We start from the raw sequence: 15,240 nt of genomic DNA on the forward strand, positions 1-15,240 counted from the left end.
GTATTTATGAACAAGAAATTAATTATTAATTAAATAGGTTTATCATATGACAGAATACCGGACCGATAGAGCTTCAGCCACTGTTTCTAGATTATCTTCTGAAATACCAAATGAAGGTATTACGTTTAAAGATTTTTTAGAATTAATAGGGGAACAAGGGGGGTTATTATCATGTATAATACTTGTTGCTCCATTTTTATTTCCAGTTTCATTTCCTGGAAGTAGTATACCATTTGGATTGGCAATTTTATTGATCAATGTGGGGATAATTTCTAAAAGACATCCATTAATTCCTAGAAGAATCATGGATTACAAAATATCTCAAAATAATATGTTAAAGATATTAAATGGGATGAGTAGTATTTTATCAAGGTTAGATAAGATTACAAAGCAACGTTTAACTTTGATGATAGATGGACCTTTGATGGGCAACTTAAATAGTTCAATAATGATACTGTGTTCATTTTTATTAATGCTTCCATTACCTGTGCCACTAACAGATTTTATACCAGCATATAGCATTCTTTTTTTGGCTCTTGGTTCAATTGAACGTGATGGATATCTTATATTCGCAGGATATTCCATGGCAACCATTACCATGATATACTTCTTTTTAATAGCATTTCTAGGGTTAAGTGGGATAAAGGCTATTTTAGCCTTTTTAGGGATCCCTCTGTGAGATATTGTTGTATGGAGTAATCATCATTTAATCTTTTTTTTAGTCGATTAATAGATCAAAACTCAAATGGATAATTGGATATAATACTTTATCAAAAATAATATTTAGGTAATGGATTTCTTGGAGGTTAAAGTGATGTCAGAGGAAAATGTCGTATACATTGGAAACAAACCAGTAATGAACTATGTATTAGCTGTAGTAACTCAGATGAATAGTGGAGTTCCCGAAGTTATGTTGAAGGCAAGAGGAAGAGCAATAAGCAGGGCAGTGGATGTAGCAGAAATCGTAAGGAATAGATTTATGACAGATTTAGAAGTAGGTTCCATAGATATCTGCACAGAAGAAATGACTAGTAGAGAAGGATCAAATAGCAATGTTTCAGCCATAGAAATACAGCTTTGTAAGACAAATTAGATAAAATCCATTTAATCCACTTTTTATTTTTTTATTTTTTTCAATAATCCATAACTTACTTAATTACAATTATTTTAGAATTCTTTCCTCTTTATCAGTTCAAAGGAACAAAATATTGTTTTAATACATTGAAATCCTTTATATTGATTTCATAGTTTTTAATCATAAATTTTTAATTTTCAAAAAATTAATAAAATAATGAATATATAATTATCCATAAAAAAAGGTGAAAGTATGGATAAATTTGAACAAAAGATTCAAGAAGTAATGGAAATGTCAGATAGGGACAGGAATAATGCTATAGAGCATTATAAAGGTTCATGTATCTGTCATACTTGTGCAACATATGATCAATGTGCTGCAGATGCAAATGAAAAACTTTTTTGTGTAACTGGAAAAGTGTGGAATGTATTACTAAACCGAAAGGATGTGAGTGTCCTATATGTTCATTAGCACTATCGCTTGATGTCGGTTTATTAAATAACACTTTCTGTCTTAGGGGTAGTGAAATGGATCAAAGATTATAATTTGTTTATTTAATCTTTAAAGAATTCAATTTTTTATTCTTCTATCTAATCTTTTTATCTAATTTATCATCTTTATTCTTTAACATAAACAAAAAACGACTTGTAATGGATATAACGGTAAATATAACAATTAATATTGTTAATAAAAGGTTTAAAATGGGATTTATTATTATTAAGCTGATGAATATAACTATGAAAAGGAAAGAACCATAATATTTGCCTATGGGGTCATAAACAGGAATTTGGAATTTGGAAGTGATTATAAACTGTAGAAACATGAAAACTATGATTATAATTAGCCAGAAGGGATACAAACCTGTGATTACCAGTCCAGAAAAAGCAGATAGGATCAAAATAAAATCGGCTACAACATCGAAATATGCCCCCTTAGAAGATGCTAAGTCCAATTTTCTGGAAACATAACCATCGATGGCATCAGTTGCAACTGCCAAAACAAATATGCATATGGAATATAATATAAAATTATTTATTACGGTGAAAAATAGTATAGGTGCCAAAATAATCCTGATATAAGTGATCCCCGAAGGAATTAAAATTTGGATGGATTTTTTTGGCATGTTCACTCCGTGTTAATATAACCTATTTTTGTTCACCAAATATTAGTATATATGAATTAATTATAAATTTGAATATTATTTCATTATTTTTATCATATCCTTTAAATAAATCATTGGAGGTAAACTAATGTCAATTACAATGGCACAAATTGAAAATCTATTCAATTACCTACATATGGGTGATAATAACAAATTTTTTGAAAATGTTGCAGATGATGTTCCAACAACAAATTTGAATATTCAATTACTAGTAAGATCAATTCTAATACCTTATCAGGCTATGATGTGTTAATAATGCCTGGTGGTAATTCTCTTACCTATCTTGAAAATGATGATATTGATGGCAATTCAATAAAATTGTTTGTCCAAGGAGGTAAGGGCTACTTGGGAATCTGTGCAGGGGCATATGCTGCATCCAATTATGTAGACGGATATTATCAGGGATGGGGTATTACATCAGATGTAAATACAAAAAATGAAAATTATGAGGGTTTATTACAGATATCAACAACATCAACTGGATCTAAGCTTATCAACGGATCTATAACAAACATTCATATGCAGAATGGTCCTGCAATGTATACGAACAATACTCAAGTCATAATGGCTACTTTTGCAGATAATAATACGGGTTACCAAAATTATGCAGCTATTGTAGCCGATACATTTGGATCTGGAAGGGTTATACTAAGTGGTCCACATCCTGAAACAGATCCTCAAAACCCTCAACTTCTAACAAATATGTTACAATGGATTTCTAAAAGGATATAAAATTAAGATTTATATCCTTAGATTAAAGGATGGATTTATAGGAGAGTAACAGCATTTATTATTGTTGTTTCTGATGATTCATTATCAAACCACTCATTTTATCTTAATTTTTAATACTTTTTAAAAAAAAATTAAATATCAAAATGAACAAAGATTATAATGTGTTTAAAATGGATGAATTAAATAATGTCGTTGAAATTCCTGAATTCAGAGATGTTACGGGAATATTTAAGGATAGAAAACACGCTGGAAATATTCTCGCGGATATGTTGATCGATTACAAGGATACGAAATCTATTATATTTGGAATTCCGGCGGGTGGGGTGCCTGTTGCCGAGCCAATAGCATCAAAATTGAATCTAAATTTAGATGTAGCAGTTGTAAGTAAAATTACACTGCCATGGAATACAGAGGCAGGTTATGGGGCAGTTGCATTTGATGGTACAGTGGAATTAAATCATGATGTACTATCACAGATAGGACTCAATAAAGATCAAATCAAAGCAGGAATTGAAAAAACATCTCTTAAGATTGAGAGACGTATTAAAACATTCAGAGGTCTAAAACCCTTTCCTGAGACTGAAAATCATACAGTAATACTAGTTGATGATGGAATTGCTTCAGGTTTCACAATGCTCGTGGCGGTAGAGGCTCTCAAAAAAACAGGTGCAAATAAAATAATAATTGCTGTACCTACCGCACATTTAAAATCATTAAAAACGGTTTCAGGAATGGTTGATTTAGTTTACTGTCCCAATATTCGTGGAGGGTGGGGTTTTGCTGTAGCAGAAGCTTACCATAACTGGTATGATGTAAGTGAAGATGATGTAATAGAAATTTTAAAGTAATATTTTATCATTAAATTAAATCAATTTTTAATAATTATTAATAATTTACCTTTGACTTAATTTTATAATGGAGTATAATACCAGTTTTATTGGATGTTAAACCAAATTTTAATTTCATCTGATAATTGTTAAAAATATTTTTTGAAATCTACAGATAATTTAAGGAGCCATATCAATCATTTATAAAAATAGTTCGGATCAAATAAAAGGTTGGTAATAACCGAACATTTATATGGGATAAAATACAAAAGATAAATTTGATGTTCGGGAGTATATATGATCGTATTACTTCAATAAACATCAAAATTGTTAAATAACAAATAAATTTAGTTTAAATTAAATATACGAGAGTGAAAAAAATGCTTGCAAAATTCGATTTACAACATTTCTGTTGCGGTCCTAAAGGGTGCGAACTAGAAATTGTTTATGGTGAAATGATAGATGCTGAAGAATAAGTTTACTTATTCTCCATTTTATTTTTTTTAGAGTTTTTTTATACATTAAATCAAATAACAATACCAATGAAATATTTATATGAGTTAATTTAAGAAAGGGATGCTTTAAAGTTATATTTCCATTGGGAAATATTATTTTTTTGGATACAGAATTTTTGTTTTGTCAATATAAAAATTAATAGATTAAATTACATAATAATTAATGTGAATAGTTATGTCCAAAGGAAAAATTCTAATTGTTGAAGATGAGAGTATAGAAGCATTAGATATTAAGCAGGCTTTAGAATCATTTGGATATGAAGTTCCCAATATAGCAACCAGTGGCGAAGATGCTGTAGAACTAGCATTAGATATTAAGCCAGATCTAATTTTAATGGACATAATACTGAAAGGAAATACCGATGGCATAGCTGCTGCAGCCAAGATTAAAGAATTAAATATCCCTGTAATTTATTTGACAGCATATTCTGAAGAATCTAAAGTTAATAGGGCCCTCCTTACCGAGCCTTATGGATATATTATAAAACCCTTCGATCGAAACGAACTTAAATATACGATTGAACTGGCAATCTACAAGAATAAAATGGAAATGGAGTTGAAGATCAGCGAAGAAAAATATAGAAGGCTAGCTGAAAATTCAAAGGATATGATTTACGTAATGTCAATACCAGATGGAAATTATCTGTATGTGAATCCAGCCGTTGAAAAAATAATAGAATTCTCTCCTGAAGAATTTTATAAATCAACTCGGCTATTAAAGAGTTATATTCATCCTGATCATCGAGATTACTACAAGAAAACATGGAAAAAACTCGTAAATGGCGAAACACAGTCTGCATATGAATATAAAATAATTACCAAATCTGGCAAAGAAAAATGGTTAAACCAGCGTAACACTATCATAAAAGATAATGAAGGTAACCCTATAGCCATTGAGGGAACTGTAACAGACATTACTAAACGAAAAAAAATAGAAGAAAGTTTAAAAAAGAGGGAAATGGATTTTAACATCGAAAACAAGAAACTTCTACGTGCTCAAAGAGTTGCTAAAATTGGTATTTGGGAAAATGATTTATCAACCAATGATCTTCTATGGTCTGAAGAAATGTATAGAATCATGGGTTTCGAACCAAATACACATGTAAATTTAGTTGATGTCACTAAATTATTCCCTCCAAAGGAATTTAAACGTTTCCAACAAGCTGTAGATGCAGCAATAAATAAAAATTCACCGTACAGTATTGATTACAAAATAAACAAGCAAGATGGAACATTAATTTATATCCATGACGAAGGAGAAATTATCCGTAACCATGAGGGCAAGCCCATATCCATGTTTGGAACAACTCAAGATATTACTGAACGCAAACTAGCTGAAAAATCTTTAAAGGAAAGTGAATCTAAATTCAGAAACCTGGTTGAGACAACTCCCGATATTATATGGGAAATTGATACTCATGGGATCTTCACATACATAAGTCCGCAATCTAATTCTATTTTAGGATGGTCACCACAGCAGGTTATTGGAAAAAGTATTTTTTCAATGATAAGACCGGAACATATACAAAAAATCAGAAAGTCATTCCAGACCCATATTGAAGGGACAAAGAAATTTAATGTACTTGAAGTTCCTGCAGAACATAGAAACGGTAGACATATCGTTATATAAATCCATTCTGCAAAAGTTACAGATGATAATGGAAAAACTAAAGGATTTCAGGGAATTGCTAGAGATATAACAGAAAAAACAATTGCAACAAATAAATTGAAAACATCTATTAAAGAGAAAGACATTCTACTTCAAGAAATACACCATAGAGTAAAAAATAATATGCAGATCATATCTAGTCTTTTGAATCTTCAGATTAAATATATTAAAGATGATGAAGCCATAGATGTGCTTAAAGAAAGTCAGAATAGAGTTAAATCAATGGCAATGATACATGAAAAACTCTATCAGTCAAATGATTTTACAAGGATTAGTCTAACAGAATATATAGAAAGTTTGGTTAATGGATTGTTTTATTCATATTCTATTGACCAAGAAGAAATATCCTCAATTATTAATGTAGATAATTTAAGGTTAAATATTGAAACAGCAGTACCATGTGGTCTCATAATAAATGAACTTGTATCAAATAGTCTTAAACATGGATTTCCCAATGGGGAGAATGGAGAAGTCTACATTTCATTAAACTTCAAACGATGATAAATATGAGTTAATTATTGGAGATAATGGGATTGGGTTTCCATCAAATATTGATTTTAAAAAAACAGATTCTTTAGGCTTGCAACTAGTGAACAATCTAGTAGGTCAAATTGATGGAGAAATTGAGTTAGATAATAGAATCGGAACAGAATTCAAAATAGTGTTCAATGAACTAAAATATAAAAAAAGAATATAAAAAAAAATCATTGAATTTTAACACCATCTAATATAATTTTGTTATTATAAAGGATATATGATAAAGTTATAACCCATATCATGAATAAAAAGATGGTAATTCTCTCAAATAACCCTCCAAAGCCATTATTACTTGCAAGTGAAATAGCACCAGCTCCTCCTGAAAGTAAAATCAATATAGATGTAGTATAAGAATACCAGGTAAATATTTTCATTTTAGAATATTTTTTAAAACTTAATCCAATAAGTAATATTGATATTATTGTTAATGCAGCTGTTATACCAGATAATAGTATGTGCAGAGTACCATATAATGTAGCTGGAGTACCTCTCGGATCTTGTGTAAAAACAAGTACCAATAACCCAAGAATTCCTATGATAACCAGCATGATTGTGGCACTGTTATATTTTTTACTATTAATTCTGCTATCAAGGTATGCTCCTGAACCAAAGATCAAGAGAGATATGTTATAAAATCCAAAGAGAATGTCTAGTAAAATTTTATTTGGAGCATTGGCCATTGTAAGTTCGCTTATAGCATTATAAAGGGCACTATAATCATGTCTAATTGCCCCACCAATAAAAACTGCTATTATATACAATATAGGTCCAACAATTCCAAATAGTGGATAAATTTTTTTCATTGAATACTCCATTTGATATCTTAACAATTTGTTTATAGTTAATGGTATTAATTTAATATATTTTTAGTTTGCCTAAAACATTATAATATTAGGTTAATTTACGATATCTTTGGAGTGCTCCTGTTTCATTAGCTATTTCTAATCCCTTTTGTATTAATTGTAGATCAGATATTATCCAGTTAATAATTTGATCTAGATCAGTAACTTCAATATTGCCATATACCTTTGAAAAATTATTTAAATATATCTTTAAAGGTTCTAAATCGCCATTTAAAAAATTTTCAATGTTATGGAGCATATTTTTTATTTCAATAAACTTAGTTTCAAAACTTGTTGATACATCCTCATTTTTATTAAATATTGCAGATAAAGCAAGTAAATCTGCAGCCAATTTATTATTTGAAGCTATAATCTCCTGATATAACTCTAGATCGTCGTTTATATCTTTATAGGAATCTTCTAATTTTTTAACTGCTGCTTCTAAATTATTTTCCTCTTTCATATAATTATTAAAGCATTTAGAGACTTTTTTATTATTAATTTTCTTTTTAAATGCCATTAAAATTTGATTAGCAGTATTTATATTGAATTGAATTGTACGAAACAACTGATTTGGTAGATTTACATTAACTCTGCTGGGTAAAATAATGTATGCACATATAAATGCAATAATCCCACCTAAAGCAATATCCACTAATCTTGATATTGCATTATCGAATACAGTTCCAGTTGGCCATATTAAAACTATGAAAACAGTAATTGCCATCACAGAAAATCCCATATAATTAGGATAGAAAGCTCTAAATAAAAATAGCATAATAAAAGCTAGCCAAATTAATAAATTATGTGGAAATATGAATGAAAAAATTATGGCCAATATTATGGCCAATAAATTAAATCCAACTCTTGAAATTAAATTATCAACTGTACTCGAGATATCGGGTTTTAATATGATCAAAACGCCCATTGTTATCCACACTGCGCTTCTTTCTCGGGTTAAATATACAAAAATTAGTGAAAGAGTAATTGCTATAGTAAACCGGATTGCATGGCGAATATATAGATTGTTTAAATGAAAATTAGCATCCAAAACTTCTCTAAGAGATTTTTTATGTGCTTTTATTATTTTCTTTTCCCTTCCCCTGTCCCCGGATAGTATTGTATTGCTTTCAAAAAGGATATCCCGGATACCATGAGAAATATCCATTACAGTTTCACTATTGTCACTATTTTTTACAAATTGTGATTCAAGAGTTAAAAGTTCGGTATCTATAGCACTCAAATTGACTGGACCTTTATCATTATTGAAATGATCTCCAATTTTAAAAGCAAATTCATCTGAATGATTTAAAAAGTTATTGAAGTATTTATGTTGTTTAGGAGTTAATCTTGTAACAATAAGATTGCTGTATTTCCTTAAAATTTTAAAGTAACTTCCAAATTTAAAAATATTAATATAATCCATACGAAGTGGAATATCAGATAAAATATTTTTTACAGAAAAAATATTTTGAATATTTGTTTCAGGATTGAATCCTATTGTCACCATTTCACGAATTTTCTTCTTTTCAAACCATATCTTAGGAATAAAAAGCACAGATGCAACTAAATAGGATAATAATGCATATATTGTCCAATCAAAAGTATTAGATTGATTATTAACCAATAATACTGCTAAAAAATATATTAAGAAGAATGTAAAACCCAAAGAGCCTTCAACGCTTCCAAAAATATAGAGTGAAATACCGAAAAAGGCCCAAATAACTGTAAAGAATATAAATATTCCAATATTTGAAAGCGATAACGATGCACTAACGAAAGCTAGTACAGTCATAAAAAACCCTAAAATTGTTAAAATAGCGACTTTTCTAAGTGGGAGTGATGTTTCAATTATTATTGTAGCTATAAGAGTTACAAACACTATGGCCATTATACCATTATCCAAACCCATAAATTTGGCAACTATGGCTGCTATGATCATTAAAAAAATGGCCCTGAAGGCTTGTCCCCATTGAGGTCTGCCTGTTGGTTTTGAAAGTCTTTTAAATCTATTCCAAAATCCTTTTTTCTTCAATTCAAATCTCCAATATCTTTTTCTGAATAGGATTTTCATTTTTATTATTATTATAACTTTCTAACAAAATTAGTTGATTTTAAGGGTAGAATAATCATGATACAATTATATATCTTGTTATGAAATATATTTTATCAATTGTAAACTTTAAAATTAACTTTGAGGGTAAATAAAATATTATATATTCATATAGATATCTTTAAATATATAAACTTTTACATATTAATTTATAAATTAATAACAATAATCTTCAAAATAATAATTACTAATCCTTTAAAACCATAAATGTAATTAAAAAAAAGCAAATAATTCCATTTACTATGTTTTTATATTTTAAACTTTAAATATGGATTAATATCTATTTTATGAATAGTATATTAACTAAAAGTAGTCAATTTACATTTTGAATTATTTTTGGAGATATTGTAATTGTTTAAATGTATAATAATAAAATTTATTGAGAATAATGCTTTGGATTAATGTTAATTTTTACAAGTTGTATTCTTGAGGGTTGTGGGACCATGGTTATCGATAATGCACAGTAATAATTGCAGATAAAAAAGTAAAACCTATATATCATGAATAAACATAACAAATAAATAATTATAATTATAAATAATAATAAATTATTAAAGGTGATTTGAATGCTCACATCCGTCCAGAAGGAAATATTACAGAGCTTGATAAACTTGTACAGGAATGCAGATGCCTCCATTAAGGGAGAAGAAATTGCAGAGATTATGAACCGTAATCCGGGCACAATAAGAAATCAAATGCAGTCTTTAAGAAGTTTAGGTCTTGTAAAAGGTGTTCCGGGCCCTAGAGGAGGTTATAAGCCTACTATTAAAGCATATCACACCTTGAATATTCAAGCATCTGATAATCAAACATTAGTTCCAATTTATAGGGATGGAAAAAAGGTTAAAGATATAACTGTCTCCCAAATTGAATTTACAAGTATAACTCACCCTGGAGAATGTGAAGCAGCAATAAAAGCTGTAGGAAACATTAAATACCTTGATCTTGGAGATGAAATCAGGATAGGCCCAACACCTGTCAACAAACTTGTTGTGGATGGTGTTGTTGTTGGAAGGGATGATATGGACAATATTCTTCTTTTAGATACTACGGCAATAAGAAGCATACCAAAAAAGACAGTTCTTGAAGTTGCCACAATAGATCTAATCAAACTTGAAGGATCTGACAGTATAAAAAAGGCTGCAAAGATATTAACGGATAAAGGTATTGAGGGTGCGCCTGTAATTGAAGAGGGACATGTTATTGGAATTTTAACACTATCAGATATAACCAGAGGTATTGCAGAAAGTAAAGAAAATCTCACTGTTTCTAATGTAATGTCCAAACATATCATAACAGTAGAAAAAGATGTTATGATTGCAGATGCTATTGAAATGATGAATAAAAATAAAATAGGAAGACTAATTGTTGTAGACGAAGATGTGAATCCAATTGGTATAGTTACAAGAACAGATTTACTTGATCAAATAGCTGGACTCAGATAAGATTATTATCTACAATTTCTAAAATTACTGATACATTTGAAAATATTAATTTTAAATACTCTATGTATCAAAATAGTCTTATCAATCCATTTTAATAAAATTAATTTTAAATTATATTCTTATTTTATTGATTCAATCTAGATATAATTTTTAAATTAACGATATTTAGATTAATGATATGGATGAAAACGAAAATATTCCATATAACACATAAAATTAAGGTTGTGAAAAACTGAAAATAGAGCAAATGGAAGTTAAGGAGAAAATGAGTGTATTAGAACTCATTGAACAGATGGGAGGGTCTGGTGTTCTTGGTGCTGGAAGAATGTATCAAGCAACTAAACTCCTTGCAGAAGTTCTTGAGGATGAGGATACAGCTGTTTTCATGAGCGTTGCAGGACCCATGGTGCCTGGAGGACTTAGAAAAGTTATAAGAGACATGATTAATAATGGAATGATCGATGTTCTAATAACTAGTGGTGCAAACATAACCCACGATCTTCTCGAAGCTTTTGGAGGAAGACATTACAAGGGTACGAAAGAGGACGATGAAACACTATGTCAACAAGGGATAGGTCGGATCGGAGATATTTATACAAAATCTGAAGATTTCGAAGTGTTTGAACACGAAATCACCGAAATTTTGACAAAAATAACAGAAAAAGATAAATATTTTAGCATACGGGAATTCTTAACCAAAATTGGAAATTCCATTACAGATGAAAATTCAATACTCAGGACAGCTTCAAAAAGAAATATTCCAATTTATGCTCCAGGATTAATTGATAGTATGCTTGGACTGCAGTTATGGATGTTTAAACAAGATAATAAACTTCATCTGGATGCATCAGGAGATATGAGTGAATTATCGGATATAGTTTTTGGTTCAAAAAAAGTTGCAACAGTTATACTTGGTGGTGGACTTCCAAAACACTATGCATTGGCATCAAATCTTTTAAAGGGTGGTGTTGATGCAGCCATACAAATTACAATGGACAGAGGAGAGACAGGAAGTTTAAGTGGAGCACCACTTGAAGAAGCCAAGTCATGGTCCAAGGCTAAGGCCGGTTCAAATCTTGTAACTGTTATAGGCGATGCAACAATAATATTCCCATTGATGCTGGCGGGTGCGCTGGAGATGAACAAAAAATAATTGGCCTAAAATTTTTGACACAAAAAAAATCTTTATGGGTCAACCATAAACCATTATAATGCTAATTATCTTTTTTTAAGATATTATTATGGGATTTAAAAAATGAACATTGAACCAATACTTTACTCACTATCAGGATTTTTAATGAAACTTTCTGATGATGCCTATGATAAGAAAAAGAATATAACACTTGCAGTTTTTGCAGGGATATTCTGTGGTTTATTTATTGGCTATTTGGCAGTTACAAGTGCAGATGCAGCGTGTATATTCATAGCAATCCTTATTGGTACACTACTATCATTGAAGGTTGATAGTTTAAACCATATCGCAGCTTTATTATTATTTGTTTTAATAATCGTTTATATTGGAATTCCAAATATTGGGATAGTAACACTTTTGTTCTGTTCTTTTGCAGCATTCCTTGATGAAATTGGAAACGATAATAAATGGATCAAAAATAAGAAGAAAATAAAGAGATTTTTTAAATATAGATTTAGCCTTAAGATCACAGTAATGATCTTTGCTGTTTTAGGATTTCTTCAAAACATGTTTCCAGCACTAAGAATTCCTGGTGTTCAATATTTTTTATTTCAAACATTTATTTATTTCATATTATTTGATCTGTTTTATGAACTAGTAGGTTTAAAATTTGATATCATTTATAATGGACTTAATAGCTTTTTCAGGGTTATCCGAAGAGTAGATTGAACGTCCAACTATTATAGCATTTGCAAATTTTAATGTCTGATTTGGATCGCCACCTTGTACACCAACACCTGGAGATATTATGAAAGAATCTTCTCCAACAATAGATCTTATTTTGTTTAATCTATTGAGTTTTGTTGACGGTGCAACATAATTTTTCAAACCCATATCCACACCCATAGAAGCAATTTCCTCTGCTGCAATCTGAAGGAACCTAGATGCTCCAGGATGGGACATTTCTGTTAATAGAAATATTTCTCTATCAAATTTTTGTGAAGAATCAACACAGGCCTTCACACTATCTTCTCCAACAAAGCCATGTACAATTAGTGCATCTGCACCAGCTTTAAACGTTAGATCTGCAATTTTAGTGTTAGTTTCAGGGATATCTGCAACTTTAAAATCTGCTATTACTTTGCAATCAAATTCTTCTTTGACAATAGATATTGATTTTAAACCCTCTGCCAGTACAAGAGGATAACCGATCTTTATAGTGTCAATATGTTCTCTTACACATCCTGCAACTTTCATTGCTTCTTCAATAGTTTGAAGGTCCAGTGCAAGTATTATCCGATTTTTTATTTCCATGAATAATAATAAGTTGAATTTGTTTAAATGGTTTTTGAATCATTCATAAATATTGAAGTAAAATTGTCAGATTTGACATATATTAAATAAGTTAAATAAGAAATGGACAAATACCAATAAAAATTCAAATAAATAAAATAAACATATTCTAAATTTCAATTTAATAAAATCATAAAATTAAAGGATGATAAGATGAACCAGAAAAAATTAAAGGGCATAGTAGCAGCTATTCTAACATTTATAGTTGTAGGGCTTCTTGCTGTTCAAGCAATGTATTACCTCAAGGGATACCCACCAGGAACTGATATGTTAAAACACCAGTTTCTTGCAGCGATTGGATTTTTAATTGGTATAATTGCTGCTTCATATGTTTACACCTATGTTCAAGGGGATGATAAATCATCATGGCTATACGGTGATGGGGAAGAAGAAAAAAAATAATTTTATTTATTTATTTTGAATTTTCATTGAGACGTAAAATTTGCTATAATTATCTTGACTTGTATTTACTATCAAATCTTCGAACTGACTTGGCTATGTAAGGCTCGCATTTGTCTAACTCTGTTAAAAGACACATTCTAATGGTTTCAGTATTGATCTCTTGTTTATCGTCTAATTTTTTATTGATATTGGAAAATACTTCATTTATAATTTCATTTTTTTCTTCTAAACTATAACCTGCATTAATAGTTGCCTTTTGAAGAGAACCTTTAATTTTATCTGGATTAAATGGTTCTTTTGTACCTTTCCTTTTAATTACATCGGTCATTAACTCACCTTCCTATTAATTGGGTTTTATAACGATATACTATAAACAAGTCCATAATACTATAAAATCCTTAATCTTTTTATATTTGTATCTTATGTGATTTATTTTATTCCATAGAAAACTTTAATGTGGCATAGTAAGTATAACCCTTTGGAGAATCCTTTTTTTCATCTTTATCAAATATTATTTCGGTTGTTTTTCCGAAATGTTCTGCAGCAACCTTCAGATGATAAATTGAAATCCCAACGTCAATGGGAATATATTTATTTACAACCATGGCCTTTAAAAAGTTCGGTTTGATAGAATAAACATTAATTGCAGAATCATTTCCTGTAAAAAACCATGGTTGACTATTTGTAGCGGAAGGCGCAAGTTTTGCTGCTTCCAACAAGTTATCTGCCCCAGTTACTTTACTTATCTTTTCAATGGGGTTTCTCTTAAATTCATTCATACTGTCTCTGTATAACGGATCTAGAGGTTTTCCAAAGGCCATTAATATTATGAATTTAAGATTTGAACCATTTAATATTTCTGCCTTGGGTATTGGAATTCCCTGCCAGCAAGAACCAATTCCATTTGACGAGAAAAAAAGATCCATCTGTTGAAGCATAAAACCAACATTAGTTAGGTATCCTTCGGAGGTGTCTGAAAATACAGCAAGATAATGTGGTGCTTTTTTCATAAATCTCTGTTTAACATCTTCTGTGGAAATGATCTTTATTTCAGTATTTATGTTACTGTAAAGGGGAATTAAATTATCAAATTCTTCAGAAATCTCTTTTAATATATTATTGTCAAGGGGATTGAGATCATAATTTCTAATGGACTTTCTTTTAAAAATAATTGGATAATAATCATCTTTTTTCATGTTAATTCACCATTTACCTTAAACAATATTATCTTTCAAACTAAAACTACTCCTCATATTAATATTATAATATTATACCTCAATAATTATTCTCATACAAAAATTAAGTTTTAAATGATCTCATACCACAATTAATCAACTTTATTTTATTTTTTCTCAAGCAAAATGGAAATATATATAAACCTTGATTACAGTAACCTAATTTATAGACAATAATCCCCTATTAACAATTCTTTAACA

18 protein-coding genes are annotated in these 15,240 nt (G+C 29.6%); 12 read left to right on the plus strand and 6 right to left on the minus strand.

What is annotated here, in order from left to right; genetic code table 11:
* Positions 1–46: 46 nt before the first annotated feature.
* From K8N75_RS06950 to K8N75_RS06960, 3 genes are all read left to right on the plus strand, one after another.
* The gene (locus K8N75_RS06950; protein WP_223791354.1) at positions 47–679 is read left to right on the plus strand and encodes an exopolysaccharide biosynthesis protein; all 633 of its coding nucleotides are present in this window, start codon (positions 47–49) and stop codon (positions 677–679) included.
* A gap of 135 nt (positions 680–814) precedes the next feature.
* The gene (gene albA / locus K8N75_RS06955) at positions 815–1,093 is read left to right on the plus strand and encodes a DNA-binding protein Alba (RefSeq protein ID WP_048190078.1); all 279 of its coding nucleotides are present in this window, start codon (positions 815–817) and stop codon (positions 1,091–1,093) included.
* A gap of 234 nt (positions 1,094–1,327) precedes the next feature.
* Positions 1,328–1,546: a DUF2769 domain-containing protein gene (locus K8N75_RS06960; protein ID WP_223791355.1), complete on the plus strand. Its 219-nt coding sequence runs from the start codon at positions 1,328–1,330 to the stop codon at positions 1,544–1,546.
* A 115-nt stretch (positions 1,547–1,661) separates the two neighbouring features.
* Here K8N75_RS06960 and K8N75_RS06965 read toward each other — a convergent pair whose 3' ends face one another.
* Positions 1,662–2,198: a CDP-alcohol phosphatidyltransferase family protein gene (locus tag K8N75_RS06965; RefSeq protein ID WP_223791356.1), complete on the minus strand. Its 537-nt coding sequence runs from the start codon at positions 2,196–2,198 to the stop codon at positions 1,662–1,664.
* Between the two features lie 127 nt (positions 2,199–2,325).
* Between K8N75_RS06965 and K8N75_RS06970 the strand changes: the two genes are divergently transcribed.
* The 5 genes from K8N75_RS06970 to K8N75_RS06990 all read left to right on the plus strand — a co-directional run bounded on the left by K8N75_RS06970 (position 2,326) and on the right by K8N75_RS06990 (position 6,481).
* Positions 2,326–2,490, plus strand: coding sequence for a hypothetical protein (locus K8N75_RS06970; RefSeq protein ID WP_223791357.1), 165 nt, complete (start codon positions 2,326–2,328; stop codon positions 2,488–2,490).
* A 2-nt stretch (positions 2,491–2,492) separates the two neighbouring features.
* Positions 2,493–2,969, plus strand: coding sequence for a BPL-N domain-containing protein (locus K8N75_RS06975; protein WP_223791358.1), 477 nt, complete (start codon positions 2,493–2,495; stop codon positions 2,967–2,969).
* A gap of 170 nt (positions 2,970–3,139) precedes the next feature.
* The gene (locus K8N75_RS06980) at positions 3,140–3,817 is read left to right on the plus strand and encodes a phosphoribosyltransferase (RefSeq protein WP_223791359.1); all 678 of its coding nucleotides are present in this window, start codon (positions 3,140–3,142) and stop codon (positions 3,815–3,817) included.
* A gap of 669 nt (positions 3,818–4,486) precedes the next feature.
* Positions 4,487–5,941, plus strand: a complete 1,455-nt coding sequence (locus K8N75_RS06985) for a PAS domain S-box protein (protein ID WP_223791360.1) — start codon at positions 4,487–4,489, stop codon at positions 5,939–5,941.
* Between the two features lie 96 nt (positions 5,942–6,037).
* Positions 6,038–6,481 (plus strand): sensor histidine kinase, encoded by a 444-nt coding sequence (locus K8N75_RS06990; RefSeq protein WP_223791361.1) that lies wholly within the window; start codon positions 6,038–6,040, stop codon positions 6,479–6,481.
* 203 nt (positions 6,482–6,684) lie between these two features.
* Here K8N75_RS06990 and K8N75_RS06995 read toward each other — a convergent pair whose 3' ends face one another.
* Both K8N75_RS06995 and K8N75_RS07000 read right to left on the minus strand, forming a co-directional pair.
* The gene (locus K8N75_RS06995; RefSeq protein WP_223791362.1) at positions 6,685–7,320 is read right to left on the minus strand and encodes a DUF998 domain-containing protein; all 636 of its coding nucleotides are present in this window, start codon (positions 7,318–7,320) and stop codon (positions 6,685–6,687) included.
* A gap of 88 nt (positions 7,321–7,408) precedes the next feature.
* Complete coding sequence (locus tag K8N75_RS07000; RefSeq protein WP_223791363.1) at positions 7,409–9,394, minus strand: FUSC family protein; 1,986 nt, start codon at positions 9,392–9,394, stop codon at positions 7,409–7,411.
* Positions 9,395–10,038: 644 nt separating this feature from the next.
* Between K8N75_RS07000 and K8N75_RS07005 the strand changes: the two genes are divergently transcribed.
* The 3 genes from K8N75_RS07005 to K8N75_RS07015 all read left to right on the plus strand — a co-directional run bounded on the left by K8N75_RS07005 (position 10,039) and on the right by K8N75_RS07015 (position 12,778).
* On the plus strand, positions 10,039–10,917 hold the full coding sequence (locus K8N75_RS07005; protein WP_223791364.1) for a CBS domain-containing protein: 879 nt from the start codon (positions 10,039–10,041) through the stop codon (positions 10,915–10,917).
* A 247-nt stretch (positions 10,918–11,164) separates the two neighbouring features.
* Complete coding sequence (locus tag K8N75_RS07010) at positions 11,165–12,070, plus strand: deoxyhypusine synthase (RefSeq protein WP_223791365.1); 906 nt, start codon at positions 11,165–11,167, stop codon at positions 12,068–12,070.
* A gap of 102 nt (positions 12,071–12,172) precedes the next feature.
* Positions 12,173–12,778 carry a hypothetical protein gene (locus tag K8N75_RS07015; RefSeq protein WP_223791366.1) on the plus strand — a complete coding sequence of 202 codons (606 nt, stop codon included), beginning with the start codon at positions 12,173–12,175 and terminating at the stop codon, positions 12,776–12,778.
* On the opposite strand, the gene pyrF is transcribed toward K8N75_RS07015, so the two are convergent.
* A complete protein-coding gene (gene pyrF / locus K8N75_RS07020) occupies positions 12,713–13,363 on the minus strand; it encodes an orotidine-5'-phosphate decarboxylase (RefSeq protein ID WP_223791367.1) in 651 nt (216 codons plus the stop codon). The two genes, K8N75_RS07015 and pyrF, sit on opposite strands and share 66 nt — an antisense overlap.
* Positions 13,364–13,555: 192 nt before the next feature.
* Here pyrF and K8N75_RS07025 point away from each other — a divergent pair, with 192 nt between their 5' ends.
* Positions 13,556–13,804 carry a hypothetical protein gene (locus tag K8N75_RS07025; RefSeq protein ID WP_223791368.1) on the plus strand — a complete coding sequence of 83 codons (249 nt, stop codon included), beginning with the start codon at positions 13,556–13,558 and terminating at the stop codon, positions 13,802–13,804.
* A gap of 49 nt (positions 13,805–13,853) precedes the next feature.
* On the opposite strand, the gene K8N75_RS07030 is transcribed toward K8N75_RS07025, so the two are convergent.
* Both K8N75_RS07030 and K8N75_RS07035 read right to left on the minus strand, forming a co-directional pair.
* Positions 13,854–14,132 carry an ATP cone domain-containing protein gene (locus K8N75_RS07030; RefSeq protein ID WP_048190096.1) on the minus strand — a complete coding sequence of 93 codons (279 nt, stop codon included), beginning with the start codon at positions 14,130–14,132 and terminating at the stop codon, positions 13,854–13,856.
* 106 nt (positions 14,133–14,238) lie between these two features.
* Positions 14,239–15,000 carry a nitroreductase family protein gene (locus K8N75_RS07035; RefSeq protein ID WP_223791369.1) on the minus strand — a complete coding sequence of 254 codons (762 nt, stop codon included), beginning with the start codon at positions 14,998–15,000 and terminating at the stop codon, positions 14,239–14,241.
* Positions 15,001–15,240 lie beyond the last annotated feature (240 nt).

The sequence above is a fragment of the Methanobacterium spitsbergense genome (genome assembly GCF_019931065.1).
In the GTDB taxonomy this organism is placed as follows: Archaea; Methanobacteriota; Methanobacteria; order Methanobacteriales; family Methanobacteriaceae; genus Methanobacterium_B; species Methanobacterium_B spitsbergense.

What these genes read in the sequence shown, in the direction of transcription:
- K8N75_RS06985 (WP_223791360.1), top strand. Translation starts at nt 4,487, where the DNA reads ATGTCCAAAGGAAAAATTCTAATTGTTGAAGATGAGAGTATAGAAGCA.
- albA (WP_048190078.1), top strand. Translation starts at nt 815, where the DNA reads ATGTCAGAGGAAAATGTCGTATACATTGGAAACAAACCAGTAATGAAC.
- K8N75_RS06970 (WP_223791357.1), top strand. Translation starts at nt 2,326, where the DNA reads ATGTCAATTACAATGGCACAAATTGAAAATCTATTCAATTACCTACAT.
- K8N75_RS07030 (WP_048190096.1), bottom strand. Translation starts at nt 14,132, where the DNA reads ATGACCGATGTAATTAAAAGGAAAGGTACAAAAGAACCATTTAATCCA.
- K8N75_RS06975 (WP_223791358.1), top strand. Translation starts at nt 2,493, where the DNA reads ATGCCTGGTGGTAATTCTCTTACCTATCTTGAAAATGATGATATTGAT.
- K8N75_RS07010 (WP_223791365.1), top strand. Translation starts at nt 11,165, where the DNA reads ATGGAAGTTAAGGAGAAAATGAGTGTATTAGAACTCATTGAACAGATG.
- K8N75_RS07025 (WP_223791368.1), top strand. Translation starts at nt 13,556, where the DNA reads ATGAACCAGAAAAAATTAAAGGGCATAGTAGCAGCTATTCTAACATTT.
- K8N75_RS06960 (WP_223791355.1), top strand. Translation starts at nt 1,328, where the DNA reads ATGGATAAATTTGAACAAAAGATTCAAGAAGTAATGGAAATGTCAGAT.
- K8N75_RS06995 (WP_223791362.1), bottom strand. Translation starts at nt 7,320, where the DNA reads ATGAAAAAAATTTATCCACTATTTGGAATTGTTGGACCTATATTGTAT.
- K8N75_RS06980 (WP_223791359.1), top strand. Translation starts at nt 3,140, where the DNA reads ATGGATGAATTAAATAATGTCGTTGAAATTCCTGAATTCAGAGATGTT.
- K8N75_RS07005 (WP_223791364.1), top strand. Translation starts at nt 10,039, where the DNA reads ATGCTCACATCCGTCCAGAAGGAAATATTACAGAGCTTGATAAACTTG.
- pyrF (WP_223791367.1), bottom strand. Translation starts at nt 13,363, where the DNA reads ATGGAAATAAAAAATCGGATAATACTTGCACTGGACCTTCAAACTATT.
- K8N75_RS07035 (WP_223791369.1), bottom strand. Translation starts at nt 15,000, where the DNA reads ATGAAAAAAGATGATTATTATCCAATTATTTTTAAAAGAAAGTCCATT.
- K8N75_RS06965 (WP_223791356.1), bottom strand. Translation starts at nt 2,198, where the DNA reads ATGCCAAAAAAATCCATCCAAATTTTAATTCCTTCGGGGATCACTTAT.
- K8N75_RS06950 (WP_223791354.1), top strand. Translation starts at nt 47, where the DNA reads ATGACAGAATACCGGACCGATAGAGCTTCAGCCACTGTTTCTAGATTA.
- K8N75_RS07015 (WP_223791366.1), top strand. Translation starts at nt 12,173, where the DNA reads ATGAACATTGAACCAATACTTTACTCACTATCAGGATTTTTAATGAAA.